Here is a 14,060-nt window from a genome sequence, read left to right as displayed (position 1 = left end):
CGGTCCGATGCGCTCACTGGTCTTCTTCGGGCGATTCCGCCCGGCCCTGGCCGGGGCGGCCCTGTGGCTCGCCTCCGGGCTGCCGGCCGCCGCCCAAGCACAGGAAGCGCCTGCGCCGGAGGCTCCCGCGCCCGAGGCCGCCTTCGCCGCCTGCACCCGGGACCTCGCCGTGGCGGCCGAGGCGCAGGGCATCCCCCGGTCGCTCGCCGAGGAGCAACTCGCCCCCCTCTCGCCCGATCCCGAGGTGCTGGCGGCCTCCCGGCGGCAGGCCGAGTTCGAGACGCCGCTCTGGGACTATCTCGACACCGCCACCAAGCCCTCCCGCGTCGCGGCCGGTCAAGCCAAGCTCAAGGAGTGGGAGGGACCGCTCGCGGCCATCGAGGCCCGCTACGGCGTCGACCGGCACGTGCTGGTGGCGATCTGGGGCATCGAATCGGGCTACGGCGCCGTGCTCGACGATCCCGCCCGGGTCCGGCCGGTGATCCGCTCCCTGGCGACGCTCGCCTGCGGCGGGGGCGAGCGCGTCGCGATGTGGCGCGAGGAGCTGATCGCGGCCCTGCGCCTCCTCGCCCAGGGCAGCGTGCCGCCGGGTGCGATGACGGGGTCCTGGGCGGGGGCGATGGGCCACACGCAGTTCATGCCCACGACGGCGCTGCGCCACGCGGTGGATTTCGACGGCGACGGCGCCCGCGACATCTGGCGCTCGGTGCCGGACGCCCTCGCCTCCACGGCGAGCTACCTGCGCAGCGTCGGCTGGCGCCCCGGGGAACGCTGGGGCTACGAGGTCGTGCTGCCGCCGGGCTTCGACCTCGCGCTCGCCGACGAGGTGACGACCCGGACCCTGCCCGAGTGGCAGCATCTGGGCCTGCGCCCGGCCGGACCGCTGGCTTTCGCGGAGGCGCAGACGCCGGCCCGGCTGGTGCTGCCGGCGGGGGCGCGGGGGCCGGCCTTCCTGCTGCTGCCGAACTTCGACGCCATCCTGCGCTACAACACGGCGCTCGCCTACGCGCTGGCGGTGGCCCACCTGTCCGACCGGCTGCGGGGCGAGCCTGCCTTCGCGCAGGACTGGCCCCGTGGCGACCGTCCGCTCACCGCCGAGGAGCGCCGCGACCTGCAATCCGGCCTCGCGGCGCGGGGCTTTGCGGTCGGCGGCATCGACGGGCGGGTCGGCCCGCGCACCCGGGCGGCAATCCGCGCCTTCCAGGCCGCCGAGGGGCTGGTGCCGGACGGCTATCCCGATCCCGCGCTGCTCGACCGCCTGCGCCCCGCACGCTGACTCCGAGGCAGCCACGCCTACGGCGATCGGTGGCCCGAGCGGAACGGCTCGGCCGACTCCGCTCGGGCCGTCGGTTCGTCATCGATCGCGCCGCCGGACCGGTGCCCGGTCCGGCGGCCAAGGCCTATTCCTCGCCCTCGTCCCACTCGTCCGGCGTGTGCAGCACCGGGGCGTAGCCGATCGCCGGAACCGCGGCCGTGCTCGGCGCCGAGGGCAGCAGGCCGGCCCCGATCGCCGTGAGGCCGGCCAGCATGCGCACGTCCTCGGGCTGGCGCGGATCGCGCGAGATCAGCTCGGCCTCGCGCTGGAGCCGCAGGTTGCAGGCTTGGCTGGCCAGGCCGCCGCGCGGCGTGCAGGCGTCGTGGCGGGCGCAGGCCGCGTCGAGGGCGTCCACCGGCGGGAGCGGGGCGTTGTTGCCCGGGCCGCAATAATTGCCGTGCAGCAGCATCGCCGGCGGCCGGCCGAGCTGCTGCTGCGCAAGGGCGGGCGCCGCCATGCCGGCGGCGAGGACGAGCGGAAGGGCGAAGCGGATCATGTTGCCTCTCGTGTGGTGGATGAAGGCCGGAATGCCCGGCGCCGCACGAGCCGCCCCCTCGCGGCGGCAGGCCGGGAGGAACCATCCCGGTCGCCAGGCCAACCGGAGGTCTCCCGCCCAGGTTCCCGCGCCGCGCGCCGTCGCCGCACCCTGCGTCAGCCCGCAAGCGCGACGCCGGAGCGCGACTCCAAGGCACGCCGCGAGCCGAGGGAACCGATCGAACTGATCGCCCCGGCCGCTCGTTGGACCGCCGCCGACCGTCTTTCCACGGCGCGCCGGTTCCGGTCGGAGGAGAACCAGATGTCGCAAGATGCCAGCGCGCACGAGCCCGAGCCCGGTACTGCGCATTACGATGGCCCGGCCGGCGGCTGGGGTTCGGTGCGGGGCATCGCGAGCATCTTCGGCAAGGAATGGGCGACCCCGCTCGCCACCGAGACACTGTTTCGGCAAAATAAGCCGCGCGGGTTCATGTGCGTGTCCTGTTCCTGGGCGAAGCCTGCCGATCACCATCCCTTCGAATTCTGCGAGAACGGCGCCAAGGCGACGCTGTGGGAGCTGACGTCGCGCCGCTGTACCCCTGATTTCTTCGCCAAGCACACGCTCACCGAACTGCGCCAGTGGTCGGATCACGACCTGGAGCAGGAGGGGCGCCTCACGCATCCCCTGCGCTTCGACCGCGCCCGCGACCGCTACGTGCCGTGCGGCTGGGACGAGGCCTTCCGGGAGATCGGCGCCGAGTTGCGCCGGCTCGATCCCAAATCGGCCGTCTTCTACACCTCGGGCCGGGCCAGCCTGGAGACCGCCTACCTCTATGCGCTGTTCGCGCGGCTCTACGGCCACAACAACCTGCCGGACTCGTCCAACATGTGCCACGAGACCACCTCGGTGGCGCTGAAACAGGTGATCGGCGCGAGCGTCGGCACGGTGGTGTTCGACGACCTCTCGAACTGCGACGCGATGTTCTTCTTCGGGCAGAATCCCGGGACGAACTCGCCCCGCTTCCTGCATCCCCTGCGGCAGGCGGCCAAGCGCGGCGTGGAGATCATCACCTTCAATCCCGTGCGGGAGCGCGGCCTGGAGGTCTTCACCAATCCGCAGAGCCCGGTCGAGATGCTGACCGGCAAGGAAACGCGGATCAGCACGCAGTACCATCAGGTCCGCCCCGGCGGCGACATCGCCGTGCTGACGGGTCTGTGCAAGCACGTCTTCGCCGCCGACGACGCCGCCAAGGCCGAGGGCCGGCGCGTGCTCGACGTCGACTTCATCGCGCAGCACACGCAGGGCCTGGAGGCCTTCGAAGCCAAGGTCCGGGCGACGCCCTGGGAGGAGATCGAGCGTGAATCCGGCCTCGGCCGCCGGGACATCGAGGCGGCGGCCCAGGTCTACGTCGCGGCCGAGCGGGTCTGCGCCTTCTACGGCATGGGGCTGACGCAGCACGCGCACGGCTTCGACAACGTCGCGCTCCTCGTCAACCTGCTGCTGCTCAAGGGCAATATCGGCCGCGACGGCACCGGCATCTCGCCCGTGCGCGGGCATTCGAACGTGCAGGGCCAGCGCACGGTCGGCATCGCCGAGAAACCCGAACTCGTGCCCCTGGACCGCTTGGCGGCGCAGTTCGCCTTCGACCCGCCGCGTGACAAGGGGCTCAACACGGTCGAGACCTGCGAGGGTGTTTTGGCCGGCCGCGTGAAGGCCTTCATCGGGCTCGGCGGCAACTTCCTGCGGGCCATCCCCGAGACCGAGCGCATGGAGGCGGCCTGGACGCGGCTGCGCCTCACGGTTCAGGTGGCCACCAAGCTCAACCGCAGCCAACTCGTGACCGGCGAGAGCGCCTACCTGCTCCCCTGCCTGGGCCGCACGGAGGAGGACCGGCAGGCGAGCGGGCCGCAGGCGGTGACCATCGAGGACACGTTCAGCTGCATCCAGGGCTCGCTCGCCCGCCGCACGCCCGCGAGCGAGCATCTCCGCTCCGAGATCGCCATCGTGGCGGGCCTCGCCCGGGCGACGCTCGCGCCCAACCCGAAGGTGACCTGGGACGCCTGGGTCGGCGACTACGCCCGCATCCGCGACCAGATCGCCGAGACCTACCCGGAGGAATTCCACGACTTCAACGCGCGGATGTGGACGCCGGGCGGTTTTTACCGGGGCAATTCGGCCCGCGAGCGCATCTGGAAGACGAAGAGCGGCAAAGCCGCGTTCACCACCACCGCGCGCCTGTCCTCCACCGGCTTCCCGGACGCGCCCGGCCGCTACCGCCTCATCACGCTGCGCTCCAACGACCAGTTCAACACCACGATCTACGGCTACAGCGACCGCTTGCGCGGGATCGAGGGCACCCGAACCGTCCTGCTGATCAATCCCGACGAGATGCGGCGGGCGAAGCTGCGCGAGGGGCAGGTGGTGTCCCTGGTCGGCGACGCGGAGGACGGCGTGGAGCGCATTGTGTCCGGCCTCACGGTCACGCCCTTCTCGCTCCCCGACGGCTGCCTCGGCGCCTATTATCCCGAGATGAACCCCCTGATCCCGCTCTCGCACCACGACGAGCAGTCGAAGACGCCGGCGGCGAAGTCGGTGCCGGTGCGGATCAGGGTCTAGCGGTCCGGGTCTGCGGCGGGGGATCCGCGAGTGGGGCCGCTTGCGGCCCCAGTCGGATTGTCACCACGTCCGCGCGACGGCACTCCACGATGCCGGTTCTGAATGGACGGTTCGGTCCGGACGGCCCTCATCGGGATCCGGACCATCGCGGATGCGGCTCTCCCCGCTTCCGGCCTCGCTTCGCGCCTTGCGGCAAAGTCGATACTGCCAAAACCGAAGTTCTCCTGAGTGTTGTGCTGCTGCAACCCCAGGAGAACGATCGTAGGATGGGACAAATCCCCTTCCTCAGGCGGCCCGGACGGTGTCGAGGAAGCGGCTCACCTCGGCGGTCAGCTGCTCCGACTGGCGCGCCAGCTCGGAGCTCGACGCGAGCACCTGGGCCGCGGCGGATCCGGTATCCTCGGCGGCACGAGCCACCCCGACGATGTTGGCGGTCACCTCGCCCGTCCCCGACGAAGCTTGCGCCACGTTGCGGACGATCTCCTGGGTGGCCGCCCCCTGCTGGTCCACCGCCGCCGTGATCGCCGCGGTCACCGTGTTGATCTCGCGGATCTGGCTCGTGATGCCGCCGATCGCCGCGACCGCGTCGTTCGTCGCCGTCTGCACCTTGCTGATCTGATCGGCGATCTCGCCCGTGGCCCGCGCGGTCTGCCCGGCCAGCTCCTTGACCTCGGCCGCCACGACGGCGAAGCCGCGGCCCGCCTCGCCCGCGCGGGCCGCCTCGATCGTCGCGTTGAGCGCCAGCAGGTTCGTCTGGCTGGCAATGTTCGAGATCAGCCCGACGACGTCGCCGATGCGGGCGACCGCGCCGTTGAGTGCCTGGACGAGGTGCGCCGTCTGGTCCGCTTCGCCCATCGCGCGCTGGGCCAAAGCGGCCGAGCCCTGCACCTGGCGACCGATCTCCTGCACGGAGCTGCCGAGTTCCTCGGCCGCGCTCGCCACCGTTCCGACGTTCGAGGCCGCCTCCTCGGCCGCCGCCGCCACCGTGGTGGACTGGGCCGCGGTCTCGTTCGCCGTCGCGGTCAGCTGCTGGGCGGTGGCCTGCAACTCGGTGGCGGACGACGAAACCTGGCCGACGATACCGCCCACCGCGGCCTCGAAGGCATCGGCCATCTGCCGCATGCCCGCCTTGCGCTGCTCCTCCGCCGAGGCACGGGCCAGCACCGTCTCCTGTTCCAGCTGGCGCGTCCGGATCAGGTTGTCCTTGAACACCTGCACCGCCGCCGCCATCGTGCCCAGCTCGTCGCTGCGCTTGGTCGCCGGCACCTCGGCGGTTGCGTCGCCGGCCGCGAGCGCGCTCACACAGGTGGCGAGTTGCCGGACCGGCCTGCCGATCGCGAGCGCCGAGAACACCGCCGAGCCGATCAGCACGAGGATGACGGCACCACCGACGGTGCGACCGATCACGGCCGCGGATGCGATCGTTGCGACCATGTTTTCCCGGGCCGCGTCGGTGAAGCGCTGGGCGTTCTTGACCGAGGCCGCGGCCGCCTCCTCGAACTGCTTGGTCATCCGCTGCTGCTCGCCCGCAACGTGAGACAGAATGGTCCTGTCGATGGAGCGCGTCCCGCCTTCGAAGTGCGTCGCCCCGGCCAGCGCCGTCGCCAAGTCCGCATAGGCCGCAAGGCCGTTCTGAAGATCGCGGAGGACATCCGGGATCATGGCGATGCGGATCGGCTCGACGAGCCCCGAAACACCTGCTGCCTTGGCTGCGCGGACGCGATCGGCGGTGCGGGTGACCTGTTCGGCAGTTTCCGCGGCGAGGATGTTGCCGACCGCCGTTTGAATCTGGGCTTGCGAGAGACGCGCTTGCTGAATGCCGTCGAGGATGATCTGCTCGCGACTGGCTGCAGCGTTGGCTTCAGCGATTTGGCTGCCACTGATCCACTGGTTCACGACAAGGCCCGCAACGAGCAAAACTCCCAGGGCTGCAGCCGTGGCGAGTTTCTTACCGATAGTCCAACGCATGATCGTCTCCATTTCACTTCGGTGGGAGTTCGAAAACTAACGGGCCGGGTCGAATTTAAGACGGATAGCCTATATGACCCAGTACGATCATTGAACCAGATCGTGAAACCGATTGTGACGCGCTCCGGTCGCGAGCGCGTGGGATCGCCTCACGCCGCCCGGATGGTGTCGAGGAAGCGGCTCACCTCGGCGGTGAGGCGCTCCGACGGGCGCGCCAGCTCGGAGCTCGACGCGAGCACCTGCGCTGCGGCGGATCCGGTATCCTCGGAGGCACGAGCCACCCCGACGATGTTGGCGGTCACCTCGCCCATCCCCGACGAGGCTTGCGCCACGTTGCGGACGATCTCCTGGGTGGCCGCCCCCTGCTGGTCCACCGCCGCCGTGATCGCCGCGGTCACCGTGTTGATCTCGCGGATCTGGCCGGTGGTGCCGCCGATCGCCGCGACCGCGTCGTTCGTCGCCGTCGGGACCTTGTTGATCTGATCCGCGTTGTCGCCCGTGGCTCGCGCGGTCTGCCCAGCCAGCTCCTTGACCTCGGCCGCCACGACGGCGAAGCCGCGGCCCGCCTCGCCGGCCCGGGCCGCCGCCTCCTTGTCGACAAGCTTGGAATAGTCGGAATCGATCGACGACATGCGCGACTGAACGAAGAAAATGCACCCGCCGACCACCACGACGATGATGCCGACGACCGCCAATAGCTTGTGCAGAATTGTCAGCCGAGACAGCACCGGCATCCCCCTCTTCCGATCGGCGATTTGGTTCGTAGCCAGACTTCGTTAAAATTCAGCTACTTCGAGATCCGGAACCTAGAGGAAATAAAATCTATCTGAGCTAAAATTAGGAAATTATGCAACATCAGATATGTATTGGCATCTATAAATCTACGTAACGTGGCGAAACATGCTTCGAGATCCACATGTCTCGTCTAGCAGTTGTATTGCGAGATGAACATGTTCATTATCAGCTCAGATTTGGCTTAAGCGCGAAGGCTCGCCCGGCGCCGCGAATAGCCACCCGAATCAAGAGGCTGCTTGATTATAGTCATCCGGATCGGCACCTCTCTCCGAGGTTGTGATCGAGACATGAGACCGGTCCGCGCGATGACATTCTCACTTGGACCGCGTCGCCGGCCGCGAGCCGGCGAGGAATTGCACTCGGATGTGCTGTCGTCGCCGTCGGTGTTTACCTAACGAAATCGGGGAGAGCGCCGCTCCGTCGGGAGTGCACGCAGAACGAACCGAGCGATCCCCGCTTCGAAGTTCGGCCTTGGCGTGCTGACCCGTATCTCACCCGCGGTGGTCCTCGCGAGCGGACCCCGCCGGTCCGACTCCACCACGGCTGGAAGCAGGTTTATTTGCCGCCGCGCCACCGACCCGTTCGGCGCGTGCGCTTCAGCGCAGGAACCCGGCCGCGCGCAGGTCCTGCTCGACCGCCTCGCAGAGCGGCCGGTGCGGGTCGTCGTTCTGGGCGGGGGGCGGCTGCAGGGGCCGCATCGGCGGGAAGCGCAGGGCCTCGTCCAGCACTGCCGCATCATCGAAGGTCTCGTCGGCGTCCGGGCGCTCCTTCCGGCGCAGAGCGGACGAGATGAGCTTGCCGATCATGATCAGGTCCCGCGAGTTCACAGGTGACGAACGCGAACAAACCCTCATCGTTCGCAGGCAGAGGCAGAGAAATGGCTGATTCGCACCGATAAGGCACCTCGGGCGACGGATCGGTGCATCGCGTCGCCCGTCCGGATGCTGGACCGGCCCGCGGCGTGACGGTCGATCCCGACGCTCCGGCCCCGGGCTCGACGGGGCCTGTGGGGATCGCCGGCCACGGCCAGGAACCGGCTATCCTACGCCGAGTTGCCCCGTTCCCCGCCGCGGACGAACACTGCGGCGGGCGTGGCAGGCCGGACCGGGCCGGTGCGGCGCCCCATGGGCCGGCTGTCGGCCGCAGCAGCAGGAGTCGCACCCGCGTGAACATCGCCATCCGTCGCGTCCGGCGCAGTACCCTTCCGGTGACGCCATGACGCTCGACCAGATCCTCGCGGTCTCGGTGATCGGCGGCATGATGGTGCTCTTCGTCTGGGGACGGTTGCGCTACGACGTCGTGGCCGGCGGTGCGCTCCTCGTCGCGGTGGCCATGGGGCTCGTGCCGGTGAAGCAGGCGTTCAGCGGCTTCTCCGACGACATCGTGATCATCGTGGCGAGCGCGCTCGTGGTCAGCGCCGCGGTGGCCCGGTCGGGCGCGATCGAGGCCGTGCTGCGGCACGTCTCGCCGCATCTGCGCTCCACGCGCGCGCAGCTCGTCGGCCTCGTCGTCGCCGTCACGGTGCTGTCGGCCTTCATCAAGAACATCGGCGCGCTCGCCATGATGCTGCCGATCGCCTTCCAGATGGCCCGGCGCGGCAACGTCTCGCCCTCGCTCTTCCTGATGCCGATGGCCTTCGGCGCGCTGCTGGGGGGCATCGTCACGCAGGTGGGCACCTCGCCCAACATCATCGTGGCCCGGCTGCGCGGCGAGATCACCGGCACCCCGTTCACGATGTTCGACTTCACGCCCGTGGGCGTCGGGCTGGCGCTCCTGGGCGTCGCCTTCCTGAGCGTGGGCTACCGGCTGATCCCGCGGGAGCGCCGCGGCACGGTTTCTCTGGACGAGGCGGTGGCGGTGGCGGATTACGCCACGGAGGCGCAGGTGCCGGAAAACTCGCCCCTCGCCGGCGGCACGGTGGCCGACCTCACCGCCCGGGCGGCCGGCGACGTCGCCGTCACGGCGATCGTGCGCGACCGGACGCGCCAGGCCTCGCCCCTGCCCGACGCGGTGCTGCGGGCGCACGACAGCGTGATCCTGCGGGGCGAACCGGCGGCCCTCCAGCGCTTCGTCGGCGAAGCGGGCCTCACGCTCGAAGGCGAGAACCGCCCGACCGCGCGCGAGGACAACCCGGACGGGGCCCACGCGGTGGAGGCGGTGGTCGGGCCGACCTCGCTGCTGATCGGCCGCTCGGCCGGCCAGCTCGTCCTGCACCAGCGCTTCGGGGTCAACCTGCTGGCGGTGAGCCGGGCCGGCAAACGCTTCACGGAGCGGCTGCGCGACATCACCCTGCGGGCGGGCGACGTGGTCGTGCTCCAGGGCGACGCGGCGGCCATGCCCCAGCACCTGCGCGACCTCGGCGCCCTCCCCCTCGCCCAGCGCTCGCTGCCGCTCGGCAGCGCGCGCCGCGGCTGGATCACCCTGACGATCCTCGCGCTGACGGTCGCGGCGGTGGCGTTCGGGACCGTGGAGGTGGCTGTGGCCTTCTTCGCCGCCGCGCTCCTGATGGTGATGACCGGCACGCTGCCGGCGCGCGAGGCCTACGAGGCGGTGGAATGGCCGATCCTCGTCATGCTCGCGGCCCTGATCCCGGTGAGCGACGCGCTGCGCACCACCGGCACGACCGACCTGTTCGCGGGCTGGCTGTCGCAGGTCGGCGCGCTCCTGCCCGCCTGGGGCGCTGTCGGGCTGATCATGCTGGCCGCGATGGCGGTGACGCCCTTCCTCAACAACGCCGCGACGGTGCTGGTGATGGCGCCCATCGCGGCGAGCTTCGCCCGCTCCCTCGGCTACGGGCCCGACGCCTTCCTGATGGCGGTGGCGATCGGGGCGGCCTGCGATTTCCTCACCCCCATCGGCCACCAGTGCAACACCCTGGTGATGGGGCCGGGCGGCTACCGCTTCGGGGATTACGCGCGCCTCGGGGCGCCCCTCTCGCTCCTCGTGCTGGCGGCCGGCGTGCCGCTGATCCTGCTCGTCTGGCCGCTGCGCTGAAGCCGCGTCAGGGCGCGCGGCAGGCCATCAGCTCGGCGGCCTGGGCCACGCTCAGGGCGCGGCGGCGGATCTCAAGGGCGAGGCCGGGCCGCTCCGACACGAACGTGGCCTCTCTTTGCAACGAAAGGTTGCAAGCGCAGGAGCGATGCCCCGCGGCCTCGAAACAGGCATCGTGGCGCTGGCAGGCGGCGTCGAGGGCGTCGGTGGGCGCGAGGCCCTCGCCGCGCTGGCCGGCACCGCAGTAATGGCCGTGAAAGAGGTCCTGACCCGTCAGCACGGCCGCGAGATCGCCCCGGGGCGCGGTCGGTTCCTCCGGCAGGCCGCCGGGATTGAGGTCGTTGGCCGGGCCGCCCGCGCGTGAGCCCGAACTGCGCAGCGCCCGCGGGATGGCGGAACGGGGGCCGGGCTCGTTCAGCGACTCGGCCGACCGGGCATTCGGCTCGGTGAGGTTCGGCAGCGGCGGCGGCGGGCCGGGCTCGGCCTCCTCGGTCTCGGCCGGCGCGGTCGGGACGGGCTGGGCCGGCGCCGCGGTGGTGACGGCCAGCACGGCGGCGAGGACGGCGAGACGGACGAGGTTCTTCACGCAAGGGCTCTCCTGTGGCGGCTCCGGAGAGCCGGGCTCGAAGAACCACGACCTTGGCCAGATCGTTCCGGTGCGTTTCGAGCGGTCGCCGTGCCGACCGATCCGCCTATGTTAATTCCAAGACGTCAATCTTGTGCTTCAAAGCCTGTAACAGGTGAGGCGGTATCATGGCTCGACAGCGCCGGATGATCGTGGGCACTTACAACGTCTTTCGCCATCGGGATAAGCCCGCGCTCTATTGCGCGGTGCGGCAGGACCGGCCGGTGCCGGGCTTCCTCGAGGGTGAGCGGTGGGATTACAGCCACACGCTGCAGGACATGGCGGCCGTGCCGGTCGAGTTCAGGCCGGAGGCGGCGGAGGAAGCGACGCGGCATCTCGGCTTCTACGTCTTCCACGCGTTCAGCCAGCCCGAGGCCCGGCTCAACGCCGCGTGAGCGGCTCCCGCCTCAGCGCGACATGTTGCGGTAGACGCATCGGTCGCCCTGGTCCTCGTATCCGCCCGGGCAGCTGCGCACGCAGGCGCCGGCCACCCATTTGAGACCGGGCGGGCAGGAATCCCGGACCTGGGACCAGGACGGGACGGGTGTGGCGCCGGCGAGCAGGATCGCCGCCGCGAGGGTTCGGTGCAGCCGAGACATGATCGAGGTTCTCCGACCGGCTGCCGCGAGGCGGCCGAGCACGGCCGTATCTGAACCGGTGTGTCGAGAACGCGGACCATGCGGTCCGCGTGCCACGGGCGGCTGCATGCCTGACTTGCGTTCCGGTCGAGGCACAACCCGCACTCGTGCCCATCGAAATCCGGGATGCTGCGCCGCACAGGGGCGTGCGCCCCGGGGCTATCGCATTACAATTATTGGTTGTATTTAGCCCCTTCGAGAGGTCCTCCGGCCCAAGGAACGGCGTTGAAAAATCAGATCAAATCTGGCACCGAGCTTGCCTAGTCCAACATCGACGCCTTCATTTGAAACATTCTTCCAATCCGCGAAGGGTTGCCGAACTAGGAAATCCCGCTACGTTCATGTAAGTGTATCGCTTGTCGCTCCGATGACGCGGCGGGTGGGGGAGCGTCTTACTCAAGGGAATGAGAAGTCTCTGTTGAGAGTTGCTGCCGAATCGAGAAGGGATGCCAGGCATGTCGCACCATCAGAACCGTGATGATATCGTTCGTGCCCTGGCTGGTGCGCTGGATGTTGCAGCGCATCGTCTGACGCAGGGCGGCGCCTCGGACCTCGAAGTCGGACGTGCGATGGTGGCCGCCGGCTTGTCGCGCTGGGCGCGGGCGATCCCGGCCGAACAACTTGTCGACGAACTCGCGACCATCACCGGCGGCATCGCGGTGGCGGCCGGAATCGATGTCCTGCCCGACGCCGTGCAGTGATGAACAATCGACAATACGCTGGCACCGCCGGCGTGCATTGGCGCATGACCCTGGCAGATTGCGCCGGCGCGGCCGTTGAACCGCACCTGGACGGCTGGCCGAAGCGGTTGATCGAAGAACCACAGCTCTGAGAGTCCAGGTGGCCTTGAGGCACCCCGTCGGCGAATTCCCCCTGCCCGGCCCCCTCAGCGTCCGGCCGAGGACGGCCGCTCCCCCGCCACCCGGGCCGTGAGGCTGCGATAGGCGCCGAGCGCCGCCGCGAGATCGGCCCGTAATCGCGCCTCGTCCGCGAGGTCGGCGAGCCCGTAGGTGAGCCCGCGGATATGGGCCGCCTCGTAGCCCCGCGGCAGCCCGCCCTCGCTGCCGAGCGTGATCTCGGTCACCGGCAGGTCCGATCCCGCGACCAGCGCCCGCAGCCGGGCGCCGCCGCTGCGCAAGGCTGCCTCGGCGCGCGGCCCGTGCGCCCGGATGGCCGCGACGGTGCCCTGCGCGAGCGAGAGATGCACCGCCTCCCGGTGCGCGGGAAACAGGTAGACCAGGTAGATGCCGCGCGTGGCGCTGGTGGTGACGGCCGGGTCGAACACCGCGATCCACGGCACTGCCGCCCAGTGCCGCCCCCGACCGGGGCTGCCCTTGACGAGGAAGCCGCGCGCCGCCTCCGGCAGGGCGGCCCGCACCTCGTCGGCCGCGCCGCGCCGGATCACGTCGGCGAGCGGGTGACCGGGCAGCGGGTCGAGGCGCGCGAGCGGATACTCGCGCACGATCCGCCCCAGGGCGTGGCCGAGGCTCATGCGCTCACGGAAGGAACGTCTCGCCCCCGGTGAGCGGCGCGGGCACGCCCGTCGTGCCCGGGAAGGTGATCGGCAGCCCGCGCCGGGCGCGCGCCGCCAGATACGCGAAGGCCTGCGCTTCGAGGTGCGAGGAGGACCAGCCGATCGCGTCCGCGACCGTGATCTCGGCGGACAGGCGCCGGGCGAGCCCGGCCACCATGGCGGCGTTCTTCGCGCCGCCGCCCGCCACGATCCAGCGCCGCGGCGGCTCGGGCGCGAAGGCGAGCGCGCGCGCCACCGCCTCGACCGTGAAGGCCGTGAGGGTCGCCGCCCCGTCCTCGGTGGAGAGGAAGCCCGCCAGCTTGTGCGAGAACCAGTCCCGGTCGAGGGATTTCGGCGGCCGGCGCGCGAAGTACGGGTGGTCGAGGAGCCAGCCCAGGAAGGCCGCGTCCGGCCGCCCCCGGGCCGCGGTGGCGCCGTCCGCGTCGTACTCGGCGCCGGTCCGCTCCTTCATCCAGTCGTTGAGGAGAGCGTTGCCGGGGCCGGTGTCGAAGGCGAGCAGGTCTCCGCCCGCGGAGATCAGGGTCACGTTGGCGACGCCCCCGATGTTGAGGATGCCGAGCCCGTCCGTGAGGCCCGCGGCCGCGGCGAGCGCCCGGTGGAAGACCGGCACCAGCGGCGCCCCCTCTCCGCCCGCCCGCACGTCGGCGAGGCGCAACTGGCCCACCACCGGGATACCGAGGCGGCGCGCCAGCGCCTGCCCGTCGCCGATCTGCAGGGTGAGGCCCTGGCCGGGCTTGTGCACGGCGGTCTGCCCGTGGAAGCCCACCGCGTCGATGTCCGAGGGGGCGAGGCCGTTCGCGGCCAGGAAGGCCTCCACGGCCTCCGCGTGGCGGCGGGTGATCAGGTCCTCGGCCTCGGCGAGGCAGCCCGGCCGGTCGGTGTGGCGGGTGGCCGCCCGGGCATCGGCGAGCGCCCGGCGCAGCAGCGCCCGCTCCTCCTCCGCGTAGGCGCGGTAGCCGGTGGGGCCCAGGGGGGCGAGATGGCCGTTATGGCCGCGCGTCGCCGTCACGGCCTCGCCGTCCGTCTCGATCAGCGCGACGTCGATCCCGTCCAGGGAGGTGCCGCTCATCAGGCCGATCACCCGCCCCATCTGCCTCGCCCCC

General features: G+C 70.7%; 12 protein-coding genes and 1 pseudogene. 5 read left to right on the top strand and 8 right to left on the bottom strand.

Translation table 11 applies throughout. From position 1 onward, the window contains the following. The first annotated feature begins 7 nt into the window (after positions 1 to 7). Positions 8 to 1,276, top strand: a complete 1,269-nt coding sequence (locus ACKUB9_RS24920) for a lytic murein transglycosylase (RefSeq protein WP_407528180.1) — start codon at positions 8 to 10, stop codon at positions 1,274 to 1,276. A gap of 124 nt (positions 1,277 to 1,400) precedes the next feature. Here the strand turns inward: ACKUB9_RS24920 and ACKUB9_RS24915 are convergent, their stop codons facing one another. Beyond that, positions 1,401 to 1,811, bottom strand: coding sequence for a phospholipase A2 family protein (locus ACKUB9_RS24915; protein ID WP_407528177.1), 411 nt, complete (start codon positions 1,809 to 1,811; stop codon positions 1,401 to 1,403). Between the two features lie 300 nt (positions 1,812 to 2,111). Here ACKUB9_RS24915 and ACKUB9_RS24910 point away from each other — a divergent pair, with 300 nt between their 5' ends. Beyond that, the gene (locus ACKUB9_RS24910) at positions 2,112 to 4,406 is read left to right on the top strand and encodes an FdhF/YdeP family oxidoreductase (protein ID WP_407528175.1); all 2,295 of its coding nucleotides are present in this window, start codon (positions 2,112 to 2,114) and stop codon (positions 4,404 to 4,406) included. Between the two features lie 285 nt (positions 4,407 to 4,691). Here ACKUB9_RS24910 and ACKUB9_RS24905 read toward each other — a convergent pair whose 3' ends face one another. From ACKUB9_RS24905 to ACKUB9_RS24895, 3 genes and pseudogenes are all read right to left on the bottom strand, one after another. Further along, entirely contained in the window at positions 4,692 to 6,386 is a 1,695-nt protein-coding gene (locus ACKUB9_RS24905) for a methyl-accepting chemotaxis protein (RefSeq protein ID WP_407528172.1), read from the bottom strand. 137 nt (positions 6,387 to 6,523) lie between these two features. Then, positions 6,524 to 6,958: pseudogene (locus ACKUB9_RS24900) on the bottom strand (methyl-accepting chemotaxis protein); the annotation flags it as partial. Positions 6,959 to 7,765: 807 nt separating this feature from the next. Continuing rightward, the gene (locus ACKUB9_RS24895) at positions 7,766 to 7,975 is read right to left on the bottom strand and encodes a hypothetical protein (RefSeq protein WP_407528169.1); all 210 of its coding nucleotides are present in this window, start codon (positions 7,973 to 7,975) and stop codon (positions 7,766 to 7,768) included. Positions 7,976 to 8,384: 409 nt separating this feature from the next. On the opposite strand from ACKUB9_RS24895, the gene ACKUB9_RS24890 reads away from it, so the two are divergent. After that, the gene (locus ACKUB9_RS24890) at positions 8,385 to 10,163 is read left to right on the top strand and encodes an SLC13 family permease (RefSeq protein WP_407528166.1); all 1,779 of its coding nucleotides are present in this window, start codon (positions 8,385 to 8,387) and stop codon (positions 10,161 to 10,163) included. A 7-nt stretch (positions 10,164 to 10,170) separates the two neighbouring features. Here ACKUB9_RS24890 and ACKUB9_RS24885 read toward each other — a convergent pair whose 3' ends face one another. Then, positions 10,171 to 10,746 (bottom strand): phospholipase A2 family protein, encoded by a 576-nt coding sequence (locus ACKUB9_RS24885; RefSeq protein WP_407528163.1) that lies wholly within the window; start codon positions 10,744 to 10,746, stop codon positions 10,171 to 10,173. Between the two features lie 167 nt (positions 10,747 to 10,913). Between ACKUB9_RS24885 and ACKUB9_RS24880 the strand changes: the two genes are divergently transcribed. Then, positions 10,914 to 11,180 (top strand): hypothetical protein, encoded by a 267-nt coding sequence (locus ACKUB9_RS24880; RefSeq protein WP_407528161.1) that lies wholly within the window; start codon positions 10,914 to 10,916, stop codon positions 11,178 to 11,180. 12 nt (positions 11,181 to 11,192) lie between these two features. On the opposite strand, the gene ACKUB9_RS24875 is transcribed toward ACKUB9_RS24880, so the two are convergent. Further along, entirely contained in the window at positions 11,193 to 11,384 is a 192-nt protein-coding gene (locus ACKUB9_RS24875) for a hypothetical protein (protein WP_407528159.1), read from the bottom strand. 494 nt (positions 11,385 to 11,878) lie between these two features. Between ACKUB9_RS24875 and ACKUB9_RS24870 the strand changes: the two genes are divergently transcribed. Further along, the gene (locus tag ACKUB9_RS24870) at positions 11,879 to 12,124 is read left to right on the top strand and encodes a hypothetical protein (protein ID WP_407528156.1); all 246 of its coding nucleotides are present in this window, start codon (positions 11,879 to 11,881) and stop codon (positions 12,122 to 12,124) included. A 185-nt stretch (positions 12,125 to 12,309) separates the two neighbouring features. On the opposite strand, the gene ACKUB9_RS24865 is transcribed toward ACKUB9_RS24870, so the two are convergent. Together ACKUB9_RS24865 and ACKUB9_RS24860 are read right to left on the bottom strand one after the other, a co-directional pair. Next, positions 12,310 to 12,915, bottom strand: coding sequence for a DUF3578 domain-containing protein (locus tag ACKUB9_RS24865; protein ID WP_407528153.1), 606 nt, complete (start codon positions 12,913 to 12,915; stop codon positions 12,310 to 12,312). 4 nt (positions 12,916 to 12,919) lie between these two features. Continuing rightward, entirely contained in the window at positions 12,920 to 14,047 is a 1,128-nt protein-coding gene (locus tag ACKUB9_RS24860) for an anhydro-N-acetylmuramic acid kinase (RefSeq protein WP_407528150.1), read from the bottom strand. Positions 14,048 to 14,060 lie beyond the last annotated feature (13 nt).

The organism is Methylobacterium oryzisoli, from assembly GCF_046557895.1.
In the GTDB taxonomy this organism is placed as follows: Bacteria; Pseudomonadota; Alphaproteobacteria; order Rhizobiales; family Beijerinckiaceae; genus Methylobacterium; species Methylobacterium oryzisoli.
Note: the sequence above shows the minus strand (reverse complement) of the source record. Positions and strands in the feature narration are given on the sequence as shown.

Excerpts from the sequence above, each read along its gene's own strand:
- ACKUB9_RS24920 (WP_407528180.1), top strand. The coding sequence starts at position 8 with ATGCGCTCACTGGTCTTCTTCGGGCGATTCCGCCCGGCCCTGGCCGGG.
- ACKUB9_RS24915 (WP_407528177.1), bottom strand. The coding sequence starts at position 1,811 with ATGATCCGCTTCGCCCTTCCGCTCGTCCTCGCCGCCGGCATGGCGGCG.
- ACKUB9_RS24910 (WP_407528175.1), top strand. The coding sequence starts at position 2,112 with ATGTCGCAAGATGCCAGCGCGCACGAGCCCGAGCCCGGTACTGCGCAT.
- ACKUB9_RS24905 (WP_407528172.1), bottom strand. The coding sequence starts at position 6,386 with ATGGAGACGATCATGCGTTGGACTATCGGTAAGAAACTCGCCACGGCT.
- ACKUB9_RS24895 (WP_407528169.1), bottom strand. The coding sequence starts at position 7,975 with ATGATCGGCAAGCTCATCTCGTCCGCTCTGCGCCGGAAGGAGCGCCCG.
- ACKUB9_RS24890 (WP_407528166.1), top strand. The coding sequence starts at position 8,385 with ATGACGCTCGACCAGATCCTCGCGGTCTCGGTGATCGGCGGCATGATG.
- ACKUB9_RS24880 (WP_407528161.1), top strand. The coding sequence starts at position 10,914 with ATGGCTCGACAGCGCCGGATGATCGTGGGCACTTACAACGTCTTTCGC.
- ACKUB9_RS24875 (WP_407528159.1), bottom strand. The coding sequence starts at position 11,384 with ATGTCTCGGCTGCACCGAACCCTCGCGGCGGCGATCCTGCTCGCCGGC.
- ACKUB9_RS24870 (WP_407528156.1), top strand. The coding sequence starts at position 11,879 with ATGTCGCACCATCAGAACCGTGATGATATCGTTCGTGCCCTGGCTGGT.
- ACKUB9_RS24865 (WP_407528153.1), bottom strand. The coding sequence starts at position 12,915 with ATGAGCCTCGGCCACGCCCTGGGGCGGATCGTGCGCGAGTATCCGCTC.
- ACKUB9_RS24860 (WP_407528150.1), bottom strand. The coding sequence starts at position 14,047 with ATGGGGCGGGTGATCGGCCTGATGAGCGGCACCTCCCTGGACGGGATC.